This window comes from Nocardioides mangrovi, from assembly GCF_020073815.1.
GTDB lineage: Bacteria > Actinomycetota > Actinomycetes > Propionibacteriales > Nocardioidaceae > Nocardioides > Nocardioides mangrovi.
In genome coordinates, this window is the sequence record NZ_JAIQZJ010000001.1 from 1,006,149 (window position 1) to 1,027,368 (window position 21,220).

At 71.0% G+C, this 21,220-nt stretch carries 29 protein-coding genes; 10 read left to right on the top strand and 19 right to left on the bottom strand.

Annotation, left to right across the window (positions count from 1 at the left end; all coding sequences use genetic code 11):
* Positions 1-89: 89 nt before the first annotated feature.
* A complete protein-coding gene (locus K8U61_RS04905) occupies positions 90-1,916 on the top strand; it encodes a zinc-dependent metalloprotease family protein (protein ID WP_224121840.1) in 1,827 nt (608 codons plus the stop codon).
* 159 nt (positions 1,917-2,075) lie between these two features.
* Here the strand turns inward: K8U61_RS04905 and K8U61_RS04910 are convergent, their stop codons facing one another.
* Genes K8U61_RS04910 through K8U61_RS04925 form a run of 4 tightly spaced genes read right to left on the bottom strand, consistent with a single transcriptional unit; the run spans position 2,076 to position 6,134 of the window.
* Complete coding sequence (locus K8U61_RS04910) at positions 2,076-3,530, bottom strand: glycosyltransferase family protein (RefSeq protein WP_224121841.1); 1,455 nt, start codon at positions 3,528-3,530, stop codon at positions 2,076-2,078.
* On the bottom strand, positions 3,530-4,417 hold the full coding sequence (locus K8U61_RS04915) for a lysylphosphatidylglycerol synthase domain-containing protein (RefSeq protein ID WP_224121842.1): 888 nt from the start codon (positions 4,415-4,417) through the stop codon (positions 3,530-3,532). Before K8U61_RS04915 ends, K8U61_RS04910 begins: the two co-directional genes overlap by 1 nt.
* Positions 4,414-5,118: an O-methyltransferase gene (locus tag K8U61_RS04920; RefSeq protein ID WP_224121843.1), complete on the bottom strand. Its 705-nt coding sequence runs from the start codon at positions 5,116-5,118 to the stop codon at positions 4,414-4,416. The genes K8U61_RS04915 and K8U61_RS04920 overlap by 4 nt, the downstream gene beginning before the upstream one ends.
* Entirely contained in the window at positions 5,115-6,134 is a 1,020-nt protein-coding gene (locus tag K8U61_RS04925) for a glycosyltransferase family 2 protein (protein WP_224121844.1), read from the bottom strand. The genes K8U61_RS04920 and K8U61_RS04925 overlap by 4 nt, the downstream gene beginning before the upstream one ends.
* A 179-nt stretch (positions 6,135-6,313) precedes the next feature.
* Between K8U61_RS04925 and K8U61_RS04930 the strand changes: the two genes are divergently transcribed.
* On the top strand, positions 6,314-7,654 hold the full coding sequence (locus K8U61_RS04930) for a hypothetical protein (RefSeq protein WP_224121845.1): 1,341 nt from the start codon (positions 6,314-6,316) through the stop codon (positions 7,652-7,654).
* Here the strand turns inward: K8U61_RS04930 and K8U61_RS04935 are convergent.
* The 7 genes from K8U61_RS04935 to K8U61_RS04965 are packed head-to-tail and all read right to left on the bottom strand — an operon-like array spanning position 7,595 to position 11,310.
* Positions 7,595-8,041 (bottom strand): pilus assembly protein TadG-related protein, encoded by a 447-nt coding sequence (locus K8U61_RS04935; RefSeq protein ID WP_224121846.1) that lies wholly within the window; start codon positions 8,039-8,041, stop codon positions 7,595-7,597. The two genes, K8U61_RS04930 and K8U61_RS04935, sit on opposite strands and share 60 nt — an antisense overlap.
* Positions 8,022-8,495, bottom strand: a complete 474-nt coding sequence (locus K8U61_RS04940) for a hypothetical protein (protein WP_224121847.1) — start codon at positions 8,493-8,495, stop codon at positions 8,022-8,024. The genes K8U61_RS04935 and K8U61_RS04940 overlap by 20 nt, the downstream gene beginning before the upstream one ends.
* Positions 8,492-8,884, bottom strand: a complete 393-nt coding sequence (locus K8U61_RS04945) for a TadE/TadG family type IV pilus assembly protein (RefSeq protein WP_224121848.1) — start codon at positions 8,882-8,884, stop codon at positions 8,492-8,494. Before K8U61_RS04945 ends, K8U61_RS04940 begins: the two co-directional genes overlap by 4 nt.
* 6 nt (positions 8,885-8,890) lie before the next feature.
* A complete protein-coding gene (locus K8U61_RS04950; protein ID WP_224121849.1) occupies positions 8,891-9,070 on the bottom strand; it encodes a hypothetical protein in 180 nt (59 codons plus the stop codon).
* A gap of 25 nt (positions 9,071-9,095) precedes the next feature.
* Complete coding sequence (locus tag K8U61_RS04955) at positions 9,096-10,034, bottom strand: type II secretion system F family protein (RefSeq protein WP_224121850.1); 939 nt, start codon at positions 10,032-10,034, stop codon at positions 9,096-9,098.
* Complete coding sequence (locus K8U61_RS04960; protein ID WP_224121851.1) at positions 10,031-10,885, bottom strand: type II secretion system F family protein; 855 nt, start codon at positions 10,883-10,885, stop codon at positions 10,031-10,033. Before K8U61_RS04960 ends, K8U61_RS04955 begins: the two co-directional genes overlap by 4 nt.
* Positions 10,885-11,310, bottom strand: a complete 426-nt coding sequence (locus K8U61_RS04965) for an ATPase, T2SS/T4P/T4SS family (RefSeq protein ID WP_224121852.1) — start codon at positions 11,308-11,310, stop codon at positions 10,885-10,887. Before K8U61_RS04965 ends, K8U61_RS04960 begins: the two co-directional genes overlap by 1 nt.
* Before the next feature lie 23 nt (positions 11,311-11,333).
* On the opposite strand from K8U61_RS04965, the gene K8U61_RS04970 reads away from it, so the two are divergent.
* Positions 11,334-12,788, top strand: a complete 1,455-nt coding sequence (locus K8U61_RS04970) for a recombinase family protein (protein WP_224121853.1) — start codon at positions 11,334-11,336, stop codon at positions 12,786-12,788.
* 66 nt (positions 12,789-12,854) lie between these two features.
* The gene (locus tag K8U61_RS04975; RefSeq protein WP_224121854.1) at positions 12,855-13,409 is read left to right on the top strand and encodes a hypothetical protein; all 555 of its coding nucleotides are present in this window, start codon (positions 12,855-12,857) and stop codon (positions 13,407-13,409) included.
* 66 nt (positions 13,410-13,475) lie between these two features.
* Here the strand turns inward: K8U61_RS04975 and K8U61_RS04980 are convergent, their stop codons facing one another.
* The 8 genes from K8U61_RS04980 to K8U61_RS05015 form a co-directional block, all read right to left on the bottom strand.
* Complete coding sequence (locus K8U61_RS04980) at positions 13,476-13,736, bottom strand: hypothetical protein (protein ID WP_224121855.1); 261 nt, start codon at positions 13,734-13,736, stop codon at positions 13,476-13,478.
* 4 nt (positions 13,737-13,740) lie between these two features.
* Positions 13,741-14,772 (bottom strand): hypothetical protein, encoded by a 1,032-nt coding sequence (locus K8U61_RS04985; RefSeq protein WP_224121856.1) that lies wholly within the window; start codon positions 14,770-14,772, stop codon positions 13,741-13,743.
* A gap of 203 nt (positions 14,773-14,975) precedes the next feature.
* Positions 14,976-15,464, bottom strand: coding sequence for a hypothetical protein (locus K8U61_RS04990; RefSeq protein WP_224121857.1), 489 nt, complete (start codon positions 15,462-15,464; stop codon positions 14,976-14,978).
* On the bottom strand, positions 15,461-15,844 hold the full coding sequence (locus tag K8U61_RS04995; protein WP_224121858.1) for a hypothetical protein: 384 nt from the start codon (positions 15,842-15,844) through the stop codon (positions 15,461-15,463). Before K8U61_RS04995 ends, K8U61_RS04990 begins: the two co-directional genes overlap by 4 nt.
* 11 nt (positions 15,845-15,855) lie before the next feature.
* On the bottom strand, positions 15,856-16,350 hold the full coding sequence (locus K8U61_RS05000; protein ID WP_224121859.1) for a hypothetical protein: 495 nt from the start codon (positions 16,348-16,350) through the stop codon (positions 15,856-15,858).
* Complete coding sequence (locus tag K8U61_RS05005) at positions 16,347-16,556, bottom strand: hypothetical protein (protein ID WP_224121860.1); 210 nt, start codon at positions 16,554-16,556, stop codon at positions 16,347-16,349. The genes K8U61_RS05000 and K8U61_RS05005 overlap by 4 nt, the downstream gene beginning before the upstream one ends.
* Positions 16,553-18,289: an AICE element replication initiation protein gene (locus tag K8U61_RS05010; RefSeq protein ID WP_224121861.1), complete on the bottom strand. Its 1,737-nt coding sequence runs from the start codon at positions 18,287-18,289 to the stop codon at positions 16,553-16,555. Before K8U61_RS05010 ends, K8U61_RS05005 begins: the two co-directional genes overlap by 4 nt.
* 5 nt (positions 18,290-18,294) lie before the next feature.
* A complete protein-coding gene (locus K8U61_RS05015) occupies positions 18,295-18,576 on the bottom strand; it encodes a hypothetical protein (protein ID WP_224121862.1) in 282 nt (93 codons plus the stop codon).
* Between the two features lie 805 nt (positions 18,577-19,381).
* On the opposite strand from K8U61_RS05015, the gene K8U61_RS05020 reads away from it, so the two are divergent.
* From K8U61_RS05020 to vsr, 6 genes are read left to right on the top strand one after another with little or no spacing between them, the layout of a single operon-like run.
* Entirely contained in the window at positions 19,382-19,717 is a 336-nt protein-coding gene (locus K8U61_RS05020) for a DUF8033 domain-containing protein (RefSeq protein ID WP_224121863.1), read from the top strand.
* Entirely contained in the window at positions 19,714-19,974 is a 261-nt protein-coding gene (locus K8U61_RS05025; protein WP_224121864.1) for a hypothetical protein, read from the top strand. Before K8U61_RS05020 ends, K8U61_RS05025 begins: the two co-directional genes overlap by 4 nt.
* A gap of 2 nt (positions 19,975-19,976) precedes the next feature.
* Positions 19,977-20,180 (top strand): hypothetical protein, encoded by a 204-nt coding sequence (locus tag K8U61_RS05030; RefSeq protein ID WP_224121865.1) that lies wholly within the window; start codon positions 19,977-19,979, stop codon positions 20,178-20,180.
* Positions 20,181-20,191: 11 nt separating this feature from the next.
* The gene (locus tag K8U61_RS05035; protein WP_224121866.1) at positions 20,192-20,524 is read left to right on the top strand and encodes a hypothetical protein; all 333 of its coding nucleotides are present in this window, start codon (positions 20,192-20,194) and stop codon (positions 20,522-20,524) included.
* A 7-nt stretch (positions 20,525-20,531) separates the two neighbouring features.
* On the top strand, positions 20,532-20,741 hold the full coding sequence (locus K8U61_RS05040) for a hypothetical protein (RefSeq protein WP_224121867.1): 210 nt from the start codon (positions 20,532-20,534) through the stop codon (positions 20,739-20,741).
* Positions 20,731-21,219 carry a DNA mismatch endonuclease Vsr gene (gene vsr / locus K8U61_RS05045; protein WP_224121868.1) on the top strand — a complete coding sequence of 163 codons (489 nt, stop codon included), beginning with the start codon at positions 20,731-20,733 and terminating at the stop codon, positions 21,217-21,219. Before K8U61_RS05040 ends, vsr begins: the two co-directional genes overlap by 11 nt.
* The last annotated feature ends 1 nt before the right edge of the window (position 21,220 follow it).

Genomic DNA, 21,220 nt, shown 5'->3' on the forward strand with positions numbered 1-21,220 from the left:
TCGCGCTCCTGCCGAGCCTGGGCGGGACGAGGCACTTCCGGACGGATTTCGTCTCCACGAGCGCCGGTTGAGCCCCACACTGGGTGATCGTGCGCCGACCGACTCCCCACCTGCTCACCCTGACCGCCCTCGGGGCGCTGGCGTGCGTCGGCGCGCTGCTGCCCGTCGTGACCACGCAGGCGGCGCCGCGACCCGCGGTCGCGGACGGCTGGCGGGCACCGGTGCACCTGTCCTCCTCGGTCACCGGCCGCGACGCACTCGCCGCGCTGCGTGACCGGAGCGCGGTCGCTGACACCGCGGCCGCCAACGGGATGACCTCCGCCGGGCTGGCCGAGCTGCTGCGATCCGACGACACCGCCTGGCTGGACACCTCGGGACGGCTCTTCTACCGCGACACCGCCCGCTACCCCGCGCGGTCCGCCGCCCGGGCGGCCACCACCCAGGACCTCCCCTTCCCCGCGAGCGACGCCTTCTCGCTGCACAGCGACCCCGGGTCGCAGCGCACGCTCTACCTGAACTTCACCGGCGGCACGGTCACCGGCACCCAGTGGAACAAGGAGTCGGGGCGCAGCACGCTCACGGCGACGCCGTACGACATCGACGGCGACAGCTCCTCCTTCAGCACCGCCGAGCGCAACCTCGTCCAGCAGGCATGGCTGCGGGTCTCGGAGGACTACGCGCCCTTCGACATCGACGTCACCACCGAGCCGCCGACCAACGCGCAGCTCGTGCGGTCGTCGCCGAGCGACCAGGTCTACGGCATGGAGGCGATGATCACCGGCTCGGCGACCATCGAGAGCGCGGTCTGCGGCGGCGTCGGCGTCACCGGGGTCGCGTACGTCGGCGTGTTCGGCGAGGTCGGCGACGACTACCTGCCGGCCTGGGTCTGCGCCCACTCCTTCAGCGACCTCCTCAACGTCTCCGAGAGCGTGAGCCACGAGGTCGGCCACACCTTCGGGCTCCAGCACTGGGGCTCCGCGACCGCGGAGTACTACGCCGGTCAGGGCGGCTGGGCGCCGATCATGGGCAGCGGCGCCCAGCCGATCATCCAGTGGACCAACGGCTGGTACTCGGGGTCGAGGACCTTCACCGACGACGGCACCCAGGACGACGTCGCGGTCATCGCGCGGAACGCGCCCTACCGCACCGACGAGGCCGGCGACACCGTCGGCACCGCCGCCGCGCTGACCGGCGGCACGGCCGTCATCGGCAGACGCACCGATGTCGACGTCTGGTCGTTGGGCGCCTGCTCCGGCGCGACCACGATCGACGCCGAGCCCGCGGCGTACAGCCCCGACCTCGACGTCCAGCTCACCCTGCTCGACGCCTCGGGGAGCACCGTGGCCACCGTCGATCCCACCTCGTCGAAGGTGAGCGCCCTGGTCGCGTCCGGGATGAACGCCGTCCTGGCCCGCACCCTCTCCGCCGGCGACTACTACGTCGCGGTCGACGGTGTGGGCCGCGGGTCGAGGACGACCGGGTACGACGACTACGGCAGCCTCGGCTCCTACACGCTGAGCGTCACCGGCTGCGACGCGGTCCCGACGGACCCGACCGAGACGCCCACTGTCACCCCGACGGTCGACCCGACCGAGACCCCGACCGTCGCGCCCGGCCCGCCGAGCACCCCGGCCGCGCCGGCCGTGCGGCGTGGCGCGAGGGGCGGAAAGCGCACGATCCTCGCGTCGTGGGCCAAGCCGGGCACCACCGACCCGATCACCGGCTACCAGGTGCGGATCTACCGCGTGGTCTCCGGCGTGCCGCGCGTCTCCGCGACCTACTCCGTGCAGCCCTCGTGGCGCACCGGCGTGGAGATCAAGGTCCGCACGGGGACCTGGAAGCTCGCCGTCCGGGCTCGCAACGCCTACGGCGCCAGCGCCTTCGGCCCGCTCAGCAAGGGCGTCAAGGGGCGCTAGTGCCGCGGGAGAAAAGTCGTTGGACGGCTCGAGCCGCCATGGCATGCACCTGGCCGCGTTGGCATCGCTGGAGTGACGCCCGGTAGCCCGGCGCGACGCCGCCTTGCCAGGCACGCACCCTGACGACACCAACCATCCAGATACTTTCCACCCGCGACACTAGGCCGCGCCGCGGACCGGCTCGCTGACCGGCACCGGCTCGGTCACCGCCGGCGACGCCCGCCGCGCCATCACGACCAGCGTCAGGACGCCGACCACCGCCGCGGCGACGAGCAGCAGCGCGGGCACCGGTCCGCCGACCAGGTTGTGGCCCTGGGGGCGGTAGACGAAGTACCACTCCTGGTAGGCGATCGCGACCACGAACCAGGCGAGCATCGCGGTCGCCCACATCCCGGCGATCCGCCACTCGCGTCGCTCGAAGTGGATCGACCGCTCCCCCACGGCCCGCAGCGGGCGGCGGCGGACCGAGAGCATGGCGAGCGCGGCCAGGGTGGCGAAGAGCGGCATCACCGTCATCAGGTAACGGTCGTGGAAGCCGCCGCCGATCCGGATGAAGCCGATGATGTTGGCCCCGGTCAGGCCCGCGTTGACGACGAGCATCGTCCAGGACGGGTCGGGCCGCCAGCCGGGGCCGATCGCACCCGCCCGCACCCGGCGCACCACGACGTACGGCACGACCGTCAGGAAGACGACCAGCGGGATCCAGGCGGCGACCAGGGGCTCCCAGAGACCGGGCACGCCCCCGATCCCGGACAGGCTGGTGACGGGCACCCGCTGGAACTTCTCGATCAGCGCCTCCTGCCCGGTGAGGTCGCCGTACAGGTGCAGGTTGCGCAGGTAGAACCAGCCGGTCGCGAGGGCGGGCACGCCGCCGGTGACGACCGCGGCGAGCAGCCCGCGGCGGGTGCGACCGAGGCAGAGCAGCAGGGTCAGGCAGCAGACGGCGACGACGAGCACGCCGGGCGCGCGGGTGCCGGCGGCGAGCACACCGGCCGCCGCGGCGACCGCGATCCGGCGGTTCGTGATCGCGCCGGGGCCGCCCCGCAGCATCCGGATCGTCATCAACATCATCAGCAGGGCGGCGGCGCAGCCCCAGCCGTCGTTCATCAGGTATCCCGCGCGCAGCGCCAGCGTCGGTGTCACCGCGATCACCGTCGCCAGGGCGACGACGGCGGGACGGCGCGGCACGAGGTCGCGCGCGATCAGCCCGACCAGCAGCACCCAGAGGCCGTAGCCGGCCGTGTTGGCCAGCCGCATCGAGATCACCGCGTGGGTGAGGTCGCCGCCGAAGATCCACCAGAGCGGGACGAGCATCGCGTGGTAGAGCGGCGGGTGGTTGGCGGTCCAGATGTCCATGTGCGCGCCGTCCCACCCGACCAGGCCGAACGAGCCGGGCGGGTAGTCGGCCCAGCTCCGGACGATCGGCGAGTCGATCGTCGGCAGGTGTCCGTGGGCGAGCGCGACGACGTACCCGAGGTGGGGCGCCTCGTCGTTGCCCCAGCTGGGGATCTGGGTCGAGAGCGCGACGTTGGCGCCGATCAGGCAGATCAGCAGCGACATCAGCGCCGGGACGGCGAAGGGGTGTGCGCCGGCCCGGCGCCACAGATCTCTCATCAGAGGTCGGTCCTCCTGTCGGCCGGGCGGAGCCCGGGGCTGGGGCGGACGCCGGTACGCCGGGCGCGGAGTGCGGCGAGCCCGGCGATCGCGAAGTCGGCGGCCGCGTGCACGACCCGGGCGAGCAGCGCGGTCGCGATCGCCGCGTCCAGGCCGACGACCGGCTCGAGCAGCGCGATCAGCACCCCCTCCCGGGCGCCCAGGCCTGCCGGGGCGATGACGAGCAGCACGCCGGCGACATGGCTGAGCGCGAAGGCCGCGATGATCGCGGGGAGGTCGTCGAGCCCGGCCCGGGCCGGGCCGAGCAGCGCGAGCACGCCGACGCCGTAGGCGAGCCAGACGCCGGCCATCAGGACCATCGCGGGGCCGACGTCGCGGCGGACGACGGGGAGCGCCAGCACGACGGCGCCGGCCACGAGACCGAGCGCCCAGAGCCAGCGGGGGCCGCCGGCGTCGAGCACGCCGGTCACGACCGCCGCGGTGCCGACGACGGCGCCGGTGGCCGTGTGCACGAGCAGGAAGAGGCCGGACGCGGTGACGCTGCGCCGGGCCGGCACGTCGTGACGTCGGCCGAGCTGGGCCTGCGCCGCGAAGCTCCAGACCGACCCGGGGACGTACTTGCCGAGCTGGCCGACGAAGAAGATCGCCGACGCCGCGCGCTCGGGCACCGGCGAGCCGAGCCGGGCGAGGATCCGGCGCCAGAGGATCGCGGTGAGCGCGAGGCCGAGGAGGGTCACGAGCAGGGCGGCGGCCAGTCCGAGCGCGCTGGTGTCGGCGAGCGCGTCGGCGATCTCGTCGCCACGACCGCGGAACCCCAGCCAAGCGCAGCCGAGGGTCAGCAGGACGAAGAGGATCCGCGCCAGGTCCAGCGCACGGGCACGGGTCACGCCGGTCCCGCGAGCCGGAGGAGCGCCGTACGCGTCGGGTAGGGCAGCGCCGGGGTGAGGCCGCGCGTCGTGATCACGTCGAGCCGGCCGCCGAGGGCACCGATGGCGTCGCGGTAGCGCTGCCGGTCGACGTTGTCGAAGACGATGAGCCCGTCGGGGGCCAGCCGGCCGACCGCGCGCTCCAGGCACGCCTCGCGCGCCCGGCCGTCGATGACGACGACGTCGAAGAGGCCATGGGTCTCGTCGATCGCGGCGACGTACGTCGAGAAGTCGAGCCCGGCGTGACCGGGCTTGGCCGACCCGATGGCCGGCGCCGGGGTGGCGGTCGGCGGGACCAGCGTCAGGTCGACATTGGCCGGCAGCCGGGGTCGCAGCGCCTCCGCCCAGCCCGCGTCGTGCTCGACGGAGTGCACGGACCCGGACCGGGAGGCGAGCCACAGCGTGGAGGCGCCGGAGCCCCACTCGAAGACGCGGGCGCCCGGCCGGCCGGCCAGGAAGTCGGCGACGTGGTCGATCGAGTCGAAGGTCCACCACGGCACGTCGAGCCGGGCCAGCTCGTCGATGTCGTAGATGGCGAAGAGCGAGACCGCCCAGGTCGCGACGCGGGAGCGGGGCGCGCGGCGCTCGAGCCGGGCGAGGACGCCGAGGCTGCGCAGCAGGCCGCCGAGACCCCGGAGGACGCAGGTGTAGGCGCGCTTCACAGCGGCACCCGCCTCGGCGTCACCGGCCGCACGGTCGTCTCCGTCGGCAGCTCGGCCGCGGTCGCGCCGAACCGCGCGCGTTTGGTGTGCTCGAGGTTGGTCTCGATCAGCGAGCGGTTGGTGCGGATCAGGTCGGAGATGATCCCGAGCATCACGCACAGCGACGACATCAGGACGAGTGCGGCGCCGACCAGCAGCGACTGGAGGTGGCCGCCGCCCTCGGAAGACGCCTCGAGCCACGCGTAGCGGGCGAACGGCACCAGGCCCAGGGCGCCGAAGAGCACCGCGGCCCAGCCGAAGACCAGGTAGGGCCGGTACATGATGTAGGCCCGGACGATCGCGGCGGCCGAGCGGAAGACGTGCTGGCGCTGGGAGCGGAAGAGCCGCGACTCGCGGGTCTTCGGGTTGGTGACGACGGGGATGCTCGCGATCGCCATCCGCTTGTAGCCCGCCTGGATGATCGTCTCCATGCAGTAGGAGAAGCGGGTCACGGTGTTGAGCCGCATCAGGCTCTCGCGCGAGTAGGCCCGGAAGCCGCTGGCCGCGTCGGGCAGCTCGGTGCCGGCGGCCCGGTTGACCACGGCGCTGCCGAGGCGCTGCAGCCGCTTCTTGTTCGGCGAGAAGTGGTCGATCAGCTGCACCTGGCGGTCGGCGATGACGATGTCGGCCTCGCCGCGCAGGATCGGCTGGACCAGGTCCGCGATCCGCTGCTGGGGGTACTGGTTGTCGCCGTCGGTGTTGACGACGATGTCGGCCCCGACGGTGAGCGCGTGGTCGACCCCGTCGGTGAACGACCGGCCCAGCCCCTGGTTGCGGCGGTGCCGGATGACGTGGTGGACGCCGTACGCCTCCGCGACCTCGACGGTGCGGTCCGAGGACCCGTCGTCGATGACGAGGACCTCGATCTCGTCGATGCCGTCGATCCGGTCGGGGATCGAGCCGAGGACGTGCGGAAGCGTCGCCTCCTCGTTCAGGCACGGCACCTGGACGACCAGCTTCACTCCGGTCTCGCTCACTCTCGGGGACACTCGGGCACACCGTGGACACGCGATAGACGGTTGTCGAGCAGGATGTTGCGCACCGGGGACGGGATGCCCACGCGGGCCGGGCGTGTCGGTGTACGGCGGGTGAAGAGCCGACGAACCCACGCGTGAGCCCTGCCACCGCCGGTCGGGCGGCGTCCAGAATGTCGCCCGTGGTCCGACGCTGGTGGGTGCCGCTGGCGCTGTACGCCGGCGTCGCGCTCGTCTACCTGCTGACGATCAGTCCGGACCCGAGCCCGGACGTCTTCACCGCCGACTTCGCGGCCCGCCACATCGCCCTGACCGGCGACCCGGTGCCGCACATCCCCGACTTCCCCCGGCTCGACGACAACCCGATCCGGGAGACCTGGATCGTCGAGACGGCCGACGGGCGCGAGGCGGTCGGGCGGGCGCCCGGGGTGATCGCGGCCGTGGTGCCGGCGTACTGGCTGCTGCGGCCGGGCACCGTCTCCGCGGTCCCCGGCGGCATCACCGCTGCGCTGGTCACCGCGGGCACGGTGACGCTGCTCTTCTCGCTGCTGCGCCGCCACCTCGGCGACCGGCGGGCGCTGCTCGCCGCGCTGCTCTTCGGGCTGACCACGCCGATGTGGAGCGTGGCCGCCAACGGCGTGTGGCCGCACACGCTGACCAGCTTCGGGATCATCGGCTCGGCATGGGCGGCGGACCGCGGGCGGTGGTGGCTGGTGGGACTCTTCGGCGGCGTCATCCTCTGGGGACGGCTGCACGCGTCGGTGATCGTGGCGGTCCTCGGCGTCGGGGTGGCGTGCGTGCGGCGCCGGCCGTCCATCGCGCTGCGGGTGGGGGCCGTGAGCGCCGGGATGCTCGCGCTGATGATGGTGTGGACGCACTGGATGTACGGCCGCTGGGACCCGAGCTCGGGCTACCGCGCCGGCGACTTCACCGGGAACGCCGCCGGCAACGCGGTCAACGTCGTCAACTTCCTCGGCTTCTTCGTCTCCCCCGACCGCGGCCTGCTCGTCTGGACGCCGCTCGTCGCGCTGCTCACCCCCGCTCTCGTGCGCGCCTGGCGCGACCTCCCCGACTGGAGCCGCTCGCTGCTCGTCGGCGGCCTCGTCTACCTGGCGATCCAGGGACTGCTGGTGCGGTTCAGCGGCGGCGACCAGTTCTACGGCTACCGCACCAGCCTCGAGCTGCTCGCCTGCGCGACCCCGGCCCTGGCCCTGTCGGCCGACCGGATGGGGCCGCTGGCTCGCCGCCTCTTCACGCCGTTGGCCGTGCTCCAGCTGGTGATGATCGTCCCCGGCGCGGTGCTCGACGACTTCTACGTCGACGCCGCCGACGTCTGGCGCCACCAGGCCTTCGTCAACGGCGTCCTCGACCGGCCCCTCGTGATGGCGCTCTTCGTCGCCGGCTCACTCGTGGCGGCCCGGGTCGTCGCTATGTGGATGACCGACAACAAACCTCGCAGCACGTCACCTCTCGGCGACCACGACCGCCGACCCGGTCGCGCCGATGCTCGCGATGCCCGGTGAGCCCGGGACGGTGAGCGGGAGGTCGAGCGGGGCGCTGACGCGGACCTCGACGCTGGAGGTCGCGGGGTGGACGGCGACCTCGAAGGTGAGACCCGGGTAGGCGGCGTACGCGCCCGAGGCGGCGAGGTAGTCGTGCACGGCGCTGCGCACGGCGTCGGCGGTGACGTCGAGGCGACCGGTCGGGACGCCACCGGTGTAGACCTCGCGGCCGCTCGCGCCGAGGTCGGCGCCGCGCAGGGCGGCGCCGTCGGCGACGGTGTCGAGGCCCTGTCGCTGGAGGTAGGCCGCGGACGCGTCGACGACCATCGCGACCGCCATCGCCAGCACGAAGACGAAGCCGATGATCATCAGCGTCGCCTGGCCGTCCTCACCCCTGGGGCGCCGCACTGCTCACCTCCTGGAACTGACCGATCGGCACCGTGTGGGTCGCGTCCAGCGCGAAGCTCGGCGCTCCTCCACCGAGCACGTCGGGCAGCAGCGGCAGGTCGACGCGGGAGGCGACCACGACCGTGATCACCGAGGTGCCGCTGTGGCAGTCGTGCGGGTACGGCGTGCAGGTGACCGTCACGCGGACCGGCGCGTCGTCCGGGAGCCCCTGGTCGCTGAGCGCCTGCCGCGCCGCGGCCTCGGCGCGAGCCTGGCCCTCGGCGTCGGTCGGGGCGAGCGCGTAGGCGCGGCCGGCGGCGCGAGCGGCGCCGGAGACCCCGAAGGCGCCGCGCTGCACCTGGAAGACCGAGACGACGATCCAGACGATCGGGATCAGCAGCAGGATGCCGAGCCAGACCAGCTCGACCAGCGCGCTGCCCTCCTCGCCGCGGGTACGGCGACGCGGCCGTCTCACGGGCGTTGCTCCTCGACGGCGTGGCCGGTCACGGTCAGCTCGATGCCGGGGCCGCCGATGCCGAGCGCGGGCACGACCGCGTGCACGGTGACCTCGACGCCGGGCTGTCCGTCGACCACCGCCTCGTGGGCGTCGACGTCCTGGGCGAACCGCCCGGAGATCGCGCCGTCGATCTGGCTGCGGGTGCGGGCGGCGCCGTCGGCCGGCCCGCGGTCGAGGGTCGCGGCGTACCGGGCACCCTCGGAGGCGGCCGACGCGAGGGTGTTGCGGACCAGCATCACCAGCGCGACCTGGAGGACGCCGAGGAAGACCGGCACGAGCACGACGAGCACCAGCACGAAGTCCACGACTGCGGACCCGCGCTGGCCGCGCCGGCGCCGGAGGAGCACGGGTGGCTACTTCACGCTGTCGAGCGCCGACGCCAGCATCGACTGCAGCTGGGGCGCCGCGACCGCGGTGATCGCGACGACCAGGCCGGCGGTCATCACGGTGATCATCACCCAGCCGGGCACGTCGCCGCGCTCGTCGCGCTCGCGGGTCAGGGACAGGTGGAAGCGGATCAGCAGGTGTCGCATCGTCTCCTCCAAGAGGTGAGTGGGGTCAGGGGGTGGTCAGGTGCAGGCCCACAACGCCGGGCCAGAAGGCGAAGAGAACCGTCACGGGCAGGACGAGGAAGACGACGGGCACCATCATCAGGACCTCGCGGCGGGCGGCGGACTCGATGAGCTCGCGGCGTCCGGCCTCGCGGACGTCGGCGGCCTGCGCGTGCAGCACGTCGGCGAGCGGCGTGCCGCGCTCGACCGCGACGGCGATGCCCTGAGCGAAGCGGGCGACCAGCGGCAGGCCGCTGGCGGCCGCGAGCCGGTCGAAGGCGGCGCCGACCGGCTCGCCGGTGCGGATGTCGGCGAGCACCCGGCCCAGGTCGGCCGACAGCGCGCCGCCGCTGCGCTGCACGACGCGGTCGAGCGCCGCCACCGGGCTCTCGCCGGCCGCGACCGCCAGGGCGAGCAGCTCGGCGACGGTCGGGAACTCGGCCAGCACCTGGCGCTCGCGGCGGCGTACCTGGTGGGTGAGGTGGGTGTCGCGGGCGAGCACCCCGGTCACGAACGCGATCCCGCACAGCACGGTCCACACGAGCAGCGACCCGGGGTGGGTGAGCAGCCGCAGGACGCCGACGGCCGCGGTCGCGGCGAAGCAGCCGACGCCCCACAGCACCTGCTCGATCCGGAACTCGTGCACGGTCTTGTCGAGGTCGGCGCGCGCCAGCCGGCGGCGTACGGAGCTCGCGCCGCCGAGGATCCGCTCGACCGTGTCGGCCGCCGCCCGCAGAGGTGGGCCGAAGACGCCCGCCGTCGCGGACGTCGGCGGTGAGGGGACCCGCAGGCCAGGGGTGCGGCCGACCTGCGGGAGGTCGCGGACGTAGGGCAGCACCCGCAGCGCGAGCTGGGGACGGCGGATCGCGCGGACCCGGGCCGCGACCACCAGCAGCCCGGCGGCCGCGCAGCCGCCGAGCAGGGCGCCCCACATCGCCGGCGTCATGCCAGGATCCGATGCTCGGTGGGCAGCCGGCCGATCCGCATCATCAGCCGGTAGGCGACGACGCAGAGCACCGCGCCGACGACGAGGACGACCACGCCGGCACCGGAGGCGTAGCGGTGGATCACGCCGGACTGGAAGGACATGAGCAGCAGCACCAGCCAGGGCGAGGCGACCGCGAGCCGCGCGCCGTTGACGGTCCACGCCTGGCGCGCCTCCATCTCCGAGCGGGTGCGGAGGTCCTCGCGCAGGTACGACGAGAGGTTGCGCAGCAGGCGACCGAGGTCACCGCCACCGACCTCGCGCGCGACCCGCAAGCCCTCGACGACGCGGTCCCCGACGGGGTCGGCGAGCCGGTCCTTGAGGCGGTCGAGGGAGTCGCCGAAGCGGCCGGTCACCTGGTAGTCGAGGGCGAACTGGTCGAAGGCCGGCCGCAGCGGCGCCGGACCGCGCACGGCCAGCCCCGCGAGCGCCTCGGGCAGCGACAGCCCGGCGCGGACGGCGGAGGTCAGGTTGTCGACGGCCTCGGGCCAGACCTCGGCCAGCTCACGCTGGCGCCGACGCGCACGCCCCGAGACCATCGAGACCGGCAGCGAGCCTCCGATCAGCCCGAACGCGACCGCGACCGGCGGGGTGCCGGACACCACCTGGACGACGGCGGCCGCGCAGACGCCGACGACCAGGCAGAGCAGGACGAAGCCTGTCACCGACACCTCGCCCAGCCCGGCCCGGGCGAGCAGGTCGGCGAGCCGGCCGGAGCGACGCTCGTCCATCCGTGGACGCCGGGGCAGGAAGAACGCGCTCCACACCAGCAGCAGGCCGATGCCCACCCCGAGGCCGACGAGCGCACCCATCAGGCGCCGCCGGCCACGATCCGGTGCACGTCGATGCCGAGCCGGGCGAAGCGCTCGGGCCGGGCCGGCATCCCGCCGACCCAGCGCAGCTCGGGGCCTCGCCGCTCGAAGACGGACTCGATCTCGATGACGTCGTCCTCGGTGCGACCGGGGACGGAGACGATCTCGTCGACCCGGCGTACGCCGTGCTCGTCGATGCCGAGGTGGACCACGAGGTCGACCGAGGCGGCCACGGTGGGCACCACGAAGCGCGCCGAGATGTTCTCGCCCGCGAGCAGCGGCAGGGTGCACATCTTCACGAGGGCCTCACGGGCGCTGTTGGCGTGCAGCGTGCACATGCCGGGCAGCCCGGCGTTGAGGGCGAGCAGGAGGTCGAGACACTCCTCGGCGCGCACCTCGCCGACGACGATGCGGCTGGGCCGCATGTTCACACATATATACTTTTCGCATGAACAACGTCGTCGGGAGCGCTTCGCTCTACATCCGCTTGTCGAGGCAGGCCAAGGGATCGAACCTCAGCCTCGACGGGATGATCAACGACTGCCACAAGCTCGCGGCGAGCCTCGGTCTCCATGTCTATGCCGTCCACATCGACAACGGGAAGAGCGGAGCGATCCGCAACCGCCCCGAGTTCCTCGCCTGGCTCGACGACGCTCGCAAAGGCCATGTCGGGACACTCATCGGCAGCCACTCCGACCGGCTCACGCGCGAGGGTGTAAACGCCGCCGCGATGGTGCTGGACGTCGTCGAAGGCAAAGACCCGACCACCGGCGCCGTCGTCCGCTCCCCCGTTCGTCTCGCCACTGTCGACGGACTCGACTCCGAGAAGGACTCCGAGGCCTTCCGCTGGCGGTTCGTCATCGCCGCCGAGGTCGCTCGTGCCGAGCGAGAGCGCATCCGGGACCGCAACGTCGCGACGAAGGAGCGCCTTGCCGCGACGAAGCGCTTCCCGGGCGGCGCGATTCCCTACGGCTGCCAGGTCGTCGAGCGCCCCGACCCGCTGGACGGCGGGAAGGTCGGCAAGTACCTCGAACGCAAGGAGGAAGAGGCCATCGTGCTCGAGGAGGTGGCCGCGCGACTTCTGCGCGGTGACAGCGTGCGCTCCTGTGTTCACTGGCTCAGCACCGAGGGAATCAAGACCCGCCGAGGTCGCGAGTGGCAGCGCACCTCCCTGATCAGCACGCTGCTGAGCGCGCCATCCGGCGAGCACGTCTTCAACCCCGCGACTCACCGCGCCCTCGCCGAACGCCTGCAGCCCAAGCGACACGGCGGGGTCAAGCACAACGGTGGTCGCCCGGCTGCCCATCTCCTCGTCGGCGGCATCGGCAAGTGCGGAGGCTGCGGTGGGAACCTCACGACGGCCGGTGGACGGCCGAAGGATGACGGCACGGCCTACCCGACGCGCTACACGTGCATGGGCAAGTCGAAGGGCCAGGCCTGCCCGGGCGGCGCGACGATCAACGCGAAGGCATGCGACGAGGAGATCGAGCGCCGCTTCCTTAAGCGCTACGGCATCCAGCCGTACATGGAGATCCGCACGGTGCTCATGGGCGGCGAGGAGCTTGAGGAAGCAAAGGCCGCTGACGCCGCTGCCCAGAAGGCTCTGAGCGAGACGCTGAGCGCCGAGAACTTCGCGGCTGCCCAGGAAGCCCGCACGAAGCTTGAAGCCGCCCAGGCTCAGCCGATCCGGCGGCAGGACACACTCCACCTCACTGGCGAGACGTTCGCCGAGCGCTGGCAGTCGTCCAACCTCGAAGGGCGTCGCAAGTTGCTCATCGACAACCTCGCTGAGCCTGTGGTCGTGTTGCCCGGGAGGCCGAAGCAGGGGCCCGGTCGAGGCAAGGTCGTGAACCTCGACCGCATCGAGATCGCGTGGCTGATCGACGAGCCAGACGAGGACTAATCCATAAACCTCGTCTCTAGGGGTTGCTTTTATATGGGTAAACAGCGATAGTTCATACACCCGGGTATGCGAACTATCGACTATCACCAGGAGCGCCACATGTTGCACATCACCCTCGGCCCCGAGAGGCCCGTCGACCCCGAGCAGGACGAGCTCGGCCGCGACCGTGTCGGGTTCTCCCCCACCATGAGCGATCTCGCGCTCTACGACGCCAACCACGGCTGCTGGAAGCTCGGTCCGCGCGCCAACAAGGAGCGCTACATGATCGTCTCCTTCGACGGGATCGTGCGCCAGGCCATCGAGATCGACTCCATCGAGCCGGTGGCGCGCGGCAACCGAAGCGTCGTCAACGGCGAGATCCTGCGCGAGGGCCACCCGGTCTTCGAGAAGTACGTCGGCAAGACCTCCCCCGTTCAGGGCGTCCGCAACCCTGTCACGTACTTCGAGGATGACGTGGACGGTAAGCCGTGCCGTTGCGGCTGCGGAGGGAGCGTCAGCAGCAAGGACTTCCTGCCGGGCCACGACCAGACCGCGCTGCATGAGCGCGTGAAGCAGATCGGCACGGTCGCCGAGTTCCTCGACTGGTTCGACGTCGTGCGAGGAACCAAGACGGTTCGCTGATCACGACGAAGCATGTTGAAGCCCCCGAGCGTCGAACTGCTCGGGGGCCTCTGACTCTGCTAGCTGCTATCCCTGGGAGAACTCCCACAGGGCTGCCCGGTCGAGGATCTCGACGGCGGCAGCCTCGGCGTCCCGGCGAATCCAGCCATGCCGCTCGAAGAGGCACAGGGAGTCCCGGACCTTGCTGGACACCGAGTTGTGCTTGCCACCACCAGGCCTCGGCTTGACCGTGCCCGCCGGGAGCTGGGCGCGCAGCTCCCGGCGGTAGACGCGATCATGAGGCGACAGCGCGAGGTGCTCGGCGACCTGCTGGTCGATGCGGCCCACCGCGTCAGTCCGTGCGGCCCATGGCGCGGTCCCACTCGCGCGCACTGGGTGAGAGGACCGGCACGGGTGACAGATAGACGTGACCGAGCGCCTTACGGTCGATCGCCTCGCGGACGACGTGGTCCTCCGGGTGCTTCTTGCGGACCCGCCAGAGCACGGACTGGTCGAACTCCGTGCCGTGCTGCAGTGCCTCGGCGGTCCACTCCGGCAGCTCGCCCTCGGGAGTCGGGTCCTCAGCCAGGTACTCGCCGGACCAATAGGGGCTGTCCGAGTTGGCGAGGTCGCGGGCGCGGCGCAGGTCGCCGACCAGCGCCTCGGGACGGACCGACCGCGAGTCCTTGTGCTGGTGCCACGCCTTGTCGTAGGCGCCGCTGGCGATGTCGTGGTCCCGGACCTGACCCATGAGGCTCTGCCACTCCGCGAACGCGGCAGCGGCCTCGGTGAGGGCCTCGGCGGCACGCTGGCGAGCCGGCTCGATCCCGGCGACCAGGTTAGATCGCTGGGCCTCCCGGATGTCCTCGCGCTCCGAGACCCGGATGGCGTCACGGACGGCTGCCCTGGCGTCGTCGAGCGCATCGACGGCAGCCTGCTTCGCCTTCGGGCTCTTGGCCTTGCCGGGGGCCTCGGGGTGAGCGGCCTGGCGCTGGGCGTCGTACGCCTTCGCAATCGCGGCGCGGGCCGCAGCGATGGCGTCGGTCAGCTCGTCGGGCTGCCCATCGTGTCGGGCAATCTCGAAGAGCCGGTCCTCCTCAGCCCTGATGCTGCCTCGGCCGACGTTGCGCTGGGCCTGGCGCTGGGCCTGGCGAACCTTCGGCGGAACCCACTCGGTGAGCGGCTTGGAGTCGAAGGTGACGTCGGCGAACGGGTTGTCGCCCTGGGACGTCGGCAGGGCGTCGTTGAGGGCCTGACGCTCGCTGTCGGTCATCGGGGCGCTGCGCTCCGGGCCGTCGGGGTCGATGTCCTGCTCGTAGTGGTTCGAGGACTTGACGCTGTCGATCTCGTCCTGGGTGGGGGTGTTGTCGTTGAAGATGCTCACGGTGCCTCTTTCCGCGCCGTCGAATGCGGCGCTGTGTCTGGCCCCAGTCGGATGCTGGGACTCAAGGGATCTCCCTTCTCTCGTCGTTGTAGGACTTCGTCCCGACACTCAGTTCGACGCTCTGCCGTCGTCCGCTCCGGGATCAGGCTCGACGGGGGCGCGGCAGGCCTTGTCGAGCCGCCGGAAGCGGTTGTGTATGCGCCTCACCATGAGTAGCTCCGTCGCTTGGCAGCTCGTCGCTCGGCCAGCCGCGTCCTGTCCGCGTCTGTCATCTGTCGCGTCGTGATCGCTGCAGTGGCCTGCTCGTGCTGGCTGTCGTGGACGCTAACCCGCTCTGCCCGCTCGCTGGCCGACCTCGCCAGCGCCTCCGCCAGCGCTCGCTGATTGGCCGACTCACCGTCCTTTGCTCCGCCTGACTTCGCGCTCAGGGCGCCACCCTTCCGCTTGGGTGCGATGACGGCGGCGACCCGCAGAGCCACGGCGAGGGGAAGGTTCAAAGTGGCGGCGCTGACGCAGTCGCAGACCCGTGCGCCGTGCCCCGAACACACCCACCGCCTTCGGCGGACGTCGAACTCGACCAGCGACTCGTCGCCCCGCATCGACCGCACCACGGCGAGCATGCCGTCTCGCTCGGCCACGTAGCGGCGAATCTTGGATGGGCTCGTACTTGAGGTATTAGCCGTGGTGGTCATGCTTCCTCCGGGTGCTCGATGTGATTGAGGAAGTGCTTGGCTCGGCGCAAGGCGATCAGGTCGGACTGCCCAGCGGGTGCAAGCAGCGCCCGCGCGCGGTCCTCGACGCAGGGCGGGCCAGCCAGAGCCTCCGCACGCGTCGCGGCCACGTCACCGGCGGAACGGCCGCTGATGACCGCGTCGGGCACCTTGGCTCGAGAGCGCTGCAGGCGCTCCCACTGGCGCACGGCCTCGGCGAAGGTCGCCCGCGCCTTCGCGAGGTCGCCACCGGCTGCGGCGATGTGCTTCACGGCCTCCGGGTACAGCGGGTGTCCGTCGTCGGGGCTGATCTCCAACATGGAGAATTCGCCCACCTGGACTGCGTTTCGATCGATTGCCACGTCTACCTCCGTTAGTCGTTGGGTCCGTCTGCGGCGCGCTGGTACTTCCCGACCCGCTCGGCCTCTCGGCTCCACCGGGTCTGGCCGCCCTTCTGGCCACGTGCGGCGTGAGAGAACGGGCTGAGCCCGGACTCGTCCGGCAGCCGGAGCTGCCGCAGGTGCTTCGCCATCCGGTCGCGTGCGCGCTCGGCCTCGATCAGCAGCGGGTTGACCTGCATCCCGCCATGCGAGGCCCGCACCATCGGCTCCGGGTCGCGCGCGTAGGCAAGGGTCAGCTCCTCGGCGAGTGACAGCGACCGGCACGCCGCTTCGAGCACCGACCACTCGTCGGGGCGGAGCGTGTAGCGGTTGGCGATGTCGGCGTAGAGCGCCTGAGCGTCGGCCGTCAGGCCCGCTGGGATCACCAGTGCCTCACCCTCGGCGATCGCCGGAGTCAGCCCAGCCTCGGCGACCAGGTCGAGCGCCTTGGCCTGGTCCTCGTCGTTGAACGTCTCGTCGTCGGTCACAGGTAGACCCCCTGGTCCTCGGCGGCCCGCATGACGTCGCTGCGCAGCTCTTCGAGGATGTCGTTCTCGTCCTTGAGCGCGCGCACCTGAGCGGCCAGGTCGTCACGCTCGCGGCGCAGAGTCTCGATCTCGTCGAGGGCAGCCGACGGGCAGCAATGCTCCCGGATGCCCTGGATGGCCGAACACGTCGGGCAGATGAGAGTCACTGGTCCTCCTCGGGCTTGAGGTAGTTGATGGTGGTGACGCGGCGGCCGTTGGACTTGCGGCTATCGACGCGGACACCGATGGCTGCGAGCGTCTCGGTCGCGCGAGTCAGCGCAGCCGAGAAGCGGGTTCCGTCCCTGGGCACATACGTGTCGTGCGGGCCGAAGAAGTTCCCTGCCTCGCCCATCCAGCGCTTCCACGCGACGAGGAGATCGGTTGCCGTTCCGCTCTTGATGCACAGCGCGTCGGTCGCGACCCAGTCCCTGATCGCGGAGGCGAAGGGGTCCTGCTCGCCAGCCTCGCGCAGCGTGCTCTTCGTCGACAGGCGGTAGGCCTCGGCGCACTGCTCGTCGTGCGCGAGCAGGACCATCCAGTAGTCGACCATGCGCGGCCCCTGGGGGTTGGCGGCCATCACGTCGGGCAGCCTGTCCAGCACCCGTGCGACGCCGTCACACAGGGCGGCGAGCGCGGCCGGGTGGGCGGCCTCGAACGCGGACCGCAGTGCCCTCTCGGCCACCTTGGTCTCGCGGCGCTCGAAGTACAGCGGGATCACTCGCTCGAGTGCGTCAGATCGGAAGTACGGCAGCGTTACGGCCGTCATGACGCCGGTGCGCTTGTAAGCCAGGACGGTCAGGCCATCGTCGGAATAGAGCGTCCGCTTCTCCGTCGAGTCGCCAGTCACCAGTCGGCAGACGTGGTCGGAGAGGTTCTCCGAGACCGAGGTCAGGTTGTCGTAGCCCACGAGGAATCGGGAGGACGCCTTGACCTGGTCGTCGTCGAGGCTCTTGCCGAAGGACGACCCCAGCTCCTTGCGGGGGTCCAGCACGTTGACGATGGCGTGCCCGGTGTTGGTCTTCCCCGAACCGGGGGGGCCGATGGGGAACAGGATCGGTCGGGGGACGTCGCCGAAGACCGAAGCGACCAACCATCCGCGAGCGAGCAGCCAGCGCTCATCGTCGGCCGCGAGACCGAGGGTCTCGCGGAAGCCGTCCCACGACCCGTCCTCCGCCGGTTCCGGGAGCGGCTGCAGGGACGCGGGGCGTCGGAAGAAGATGCCCGCCGGGGGCTGGTCCTCTACCGACCAATTGCCGGGGCGGATGGCGACGCAGCGCGAGGACCCGGGGATGCCGAGGTCGATGACGACCAGGCCTCCGTCGGCGTACGCGCGCAGGTGAAGCGTGACGCGCTCACCGGCCTCGGCCCACTTAGCGATGAGGATCTCCATCGCGTCGTCGAGCACCTTCCCCGGAACGTTCGCGTCCTTCTCGTTCCAGAAGTGCGCCTTGACCTTGCGCGCCAACCGCGTGCCACGAGCGCCGAGCATGATCGGCAGAGCCGGAGCCCCGACCTCGATGGCGAAGAGGTCGCCGTCCTCGGTCAGGTAGAAGTCGAAGTGATCCTCGATGTGGGCGATGATCTGCTTGAGTCCGGGCCCCTTCTCCTGCTGCTTCGGGCGCTGCCCGGAGGGAGCAGGCGCGGGCGTGGCAGACGAGTGGGATTCCAGGGCGCGACCGATGGCGTCTCGGGCGTCGTAGGTGTCGACCGGTTTGCCGTCTACGTAGAGCAACGACTTGTCGTGCCGGATCCTCTCCGACGTCAGGCCGCGAGCGAGCCCATACGCGACCCACTGCGCAGCGGAATCCCAGATCTCGGGCAGCCGGGCGGGCGGCGAACTCCCCCGAGCCGTAGGACCCCCACTGCTTACGTCAGCGGCGGTCTTGATGTCGTTGGCCATCTCGCTCAGGCGTCCCGCTCGAACGGCGCCTCGATGAACTCGCCCGGCTCAACGTCAGCGACAAGGTTGTCGCGCTTGGCCCGGAGCGCCTGCACCTCCTCGACCAGCCAGAAGTAGGCGGGCACGCCGCGCGGGTTCTTGCTGGCGAAGCGGGTCAGACCGTGCTTCTCGGCCAGAGTCGGGAAGTACTTCGGCGTGACGCCGACGACGTACGACGCCTGGATCGTGCCCACGACCTCGCGGCCGTCGGGAAGGAGCTTCGGCCCCTTGGGCGGAGTGAATGCCACGGAATGCCTCCAAGATGCTGATCTCGCCGAGCCAGCAGGACTGCTGACTCGGGCTCGGCCAACCTGGGGGCTGGCCTCACAACTTGGAGCTCCTTCGTGGACTGGACGGCGGGACGTGTTCCCAGCCGACGTATCTACGGTAGATGACCTATCGACCCTCTCGCTGAGATCGGCCGATATTGCTGACCCAGAGGCGTGCAGGCCTTGCGGATGCTCGCCCCCGGACACTGACCATTGGTGCCGCCGCCGGAAGACAGGGTCGCTAGGGACGCTGGATCCGGCACCCTTATGTACTTCTTCCCCCACACCCCCCTTCTTCCTCCTTCTCAAGAATCGCAAGTAAGAGGTACCGCCTACAGCGTCCCTAGCGACCCTGTTTGAGTCACTAGAGGGGTCTGACCTGGGCATACACGCTCTCAGGGGCAGGGTCGCTAGCGATTTCCCAGCGACCCTCAGCGACCCTCAGCGACCCTCAGCGACCCTCAGCGACCCTGTCAGCGACCCTGCTGCGGGAGCTTCCACGCGGCGTGTAAACAGACCGACAGGTGGCGCACCACAACCCCTGAAGGCCCAGCTACCCCACAGGACGGCTTTGGCAGGTCAGCAAGGGGGCCTCCCCCACCCCCCGGATCGACGGCCGTGACGCGGTCAAGGGCAGGCGTCTGCTCGGCCAACCGCGCCCATCGTCGGGATCGTCGACAACAAATCGAGCGAACCTGTGTCGAGGACTTGCGAGGTGTCATACACCTGGCGCATACTCCGATCTCCCGAGGTGTATGACACCTCATCGACCCAAGGAGATCCGATGCCCCGCATCGTCCGCACGACCACCGGCAACGCTCACCAGGCGATCGCCAACCTGTCCCCCTTCGCCACGTCCGGCGCCCTGTCTGGCCGCGCCCCGCATGGTCAGCACTTCGGACCATGGGACTCCGGCCGCCTCCCCCGCGAGCACATCGAGTCGTTCCAGCGCGCGACCTACGCCGTGTTCTCCTACGCGACCCCGATCGCCTGGGTTGTCGATGGCGCCTGGGTCATCCCGACCACGCGCTACAGCCTCACGACCTCGCGCCACCAGTCGGCCGCACGTCACGGCGCCCACCTGTCCGGCCTCGACGTCACTGCGCAGGTGGCGGCATGAGCACCACGGAGACGACCACTGTCGATCTCGTCATCCGCCTGCACGTGGCTGGCGCGCCTGCCGACGTGGCGACCTACCTTGATCCGCTCTACTGCCTTGCCGACGTGATGGCGGTGCAGGCCGAGGACGGGCTCTGGTCGCTTGGCTCACCAGAGGCCGAGACCAACGACGGCCCAAGTCACTTCGTCGCCGACATCGATCGCGCACGTGTGCAGGCCATCCTCATCGAGGGACGCACGACGACCGGGAGGGAGTGAGCATGCGCGTCAAGATCGCTGCCATGGTCATGCTGCTGTTCCTGAGCTCGACCTTCCCGCCGCTGCTCCTCGTCGCTCTCCTCCTGGCGTGCAACATCCCCCTTGCAGGCCTCGCCCGGCGGCGACGAACGGCCGCGTTGAGACGTGCCGCCCTGGAACAGGAGCGCGAGCGGGAGCGCTTCCGAGCCCTGATGGAACTGTCATGAAGGATGGTGCCGTGGACGTCTACATCGAGAGCGCGCCCGAGAACATCACGCCGGAACTCGCGCTGAGGGCTGAGCGCGTGCTCGACGAGCGGTGGAACGGGTGGCTCCGACCGCTCGCGACCGTCAAGGCCTTCGGGCAGTTCCTCGACGCCTGGCGCGCCAACGATCCGAACGGGATCTGGGGCTACGCGACCGAGGTCGGCGACACCCTCGTGTGCACGGTCATCGACTCCGACGAGCCCGCCGACGAGTTCCCGCGAGCGGGCGAGACGGCCGACGGGACGCCCCTGTACGACCTGACGGGATGGGTCTGGGTCACGGCCGACCACTACGACGCGCGATGATGTCGGCATGGCGAACCAGCCGAAAACGACAGCGCGCGCTGTCCGGATCTCCGACGAGGTCTGGGACGCGGCCCAGACTCGGGCGAAGGGCGACGGCGTGACGACGACCGACGTGGTGCGCCGAGCGCTCGTGGAGTACCTCGGACTGCCGTCCGAGACGACCGGCTTTGCCAGCGACCGACAGAGGACGGGCCAGCGCTCGACCGATGACGTCTGATCCGCTGACCCCGCCGAGCCCGGGACGTCGGAGCGCGATGCGGCAGCAGCGCGTGAAGGACACCGAGCCCGAGATGCTCCTACGTCGGGCGCTGACTGCTCGCGGCCTGCGCTATCGCCTGCACCGTCGCCTGCTCAAGGACTCCCGTCGTACGACTGACATCGCCTTCGGTCCCGCACGGGTCGCGGTGGACGTGCGCGGCTGCTTCTGGCACGGCTGCCCCGAGCACTGCCGACGAGGCTCGGCAAACTCCGAGTGGTGGAACGCGAAGCTTGAGGCCAACATCGCCCGTGACGAGGACACCGAGCGCCGCCTCACGGAGGCCGGATGGCTCGTTCTCGTCGTCTGGGAGCATGACGACCCGAAGCTGGCGGCAGATCGGGTTGCAGCCGCTGTTCGGGCACGCACACTCGCAGCAGCATCCAGCCCCAATCCAGAGAAGGAACTGGAGAAGTGGCGACGGCTTTGGGGCAGCTGAG

Bases quoted from the DNA above. Each gene is read 5' to 3' on its own strand.
- K8U61_RS04910 (WP_224121841.1), bottom strand. From the start codon at position 3,530: ATGAGAGATCTGTGGCGCCGGGCCGGCGCACACCCCTTCGCCGTCCCG.
- K8U61_RS04950 (WP_224121849.1), bottom strand. From the start codon at position 9,070: ATGCGACACCTGCTGATCCGCTTCCACCTGTCCCTGACCCGCGAGCGC.
- K8U61_RS04955 (WP_224121850.1), bottom strand. From the start codon at position 10,034: ATGACGCCGGCGATGTGGGGCGCCCTGCTCGGCGGCTGCGCGGCCGCC.
- K8U61_RS04960 (WP_224121851.1), bottom strand. From the start codon at position 10,885: ATGGGTGCGCTCGTCGGCCTCGGGGTGGGCATCGGCCTGCTGCTGGTG.
- K8U61_RS04965 (WP_224121852.1), bottom strand. From the start codon at position 11,310: ATGCGGCCCAGCCGCATCGTCGTCGGCGAGGTGCGCGCCGAGGAGTGT.
- K8U61_RS04970 (WP_224121853.1), top strand. From the start codon at position 11,334: ATGAACAACGTCGTCGGGAGCGCTTCGCTCTACATCCGCTTGTCGAGG.
- K8U61_RS04975 (WP_224121854.1), top strand. From the start codon at position 12,855: ATGCGAACTATCGACTATCACCAGGAGCGCCACATGTTGCACATCACC.
- K8U61_RS04990 (WP_224121857.1), bottom strand. From the start codon at position 15,464: ATGACCACCACGGCTAATACCTCAAGTACGAGCCCATCCAAGATTCGC.
- K8U61_RS05010 (WP_224121861.1), bottom strand. From the start codon at position 18,289: ATGGCCAACGACATCAAGACCGCCGCTGACGTAAGCAGTGGGGGTCCT.
- K8U61_RS05020 (WP_224121863.1), top strand. From the start codon at position 19,382: ATGCCCCGCATCGTCCGCACGACCACCGGCAACGCTCACCAGGCGATC.
- K8U61_RS05025 (WP_224121864.1), top strand. From the start codon at position 19,714: ATGAGCACCACGGAGACGACCACTGTCGATCTCGTCATCCGCCTGCAC.
- K8U61_RS05030 (WP_224121865.1), top strand. From the start codon at position 19,977: ATGCGCGTCAAGATCGCTGCCATGGTCATGCTGCTGTTCCTGAGCTCG.
- K8U61_RS05040 (WP_224121867.1), top strand. From the start codon at position 20,532: ATGGCGAACCAGCCGAAAACGACAGCGCGCGCTGTCCGGATCTCCGAC.
- vsr (WP_224121868.1), top strand. From the start codon at position 20,731: ATGACGTCTGATCCGCTGACCCCGCCGAGCCCGGGACGTCGGAGCGCG.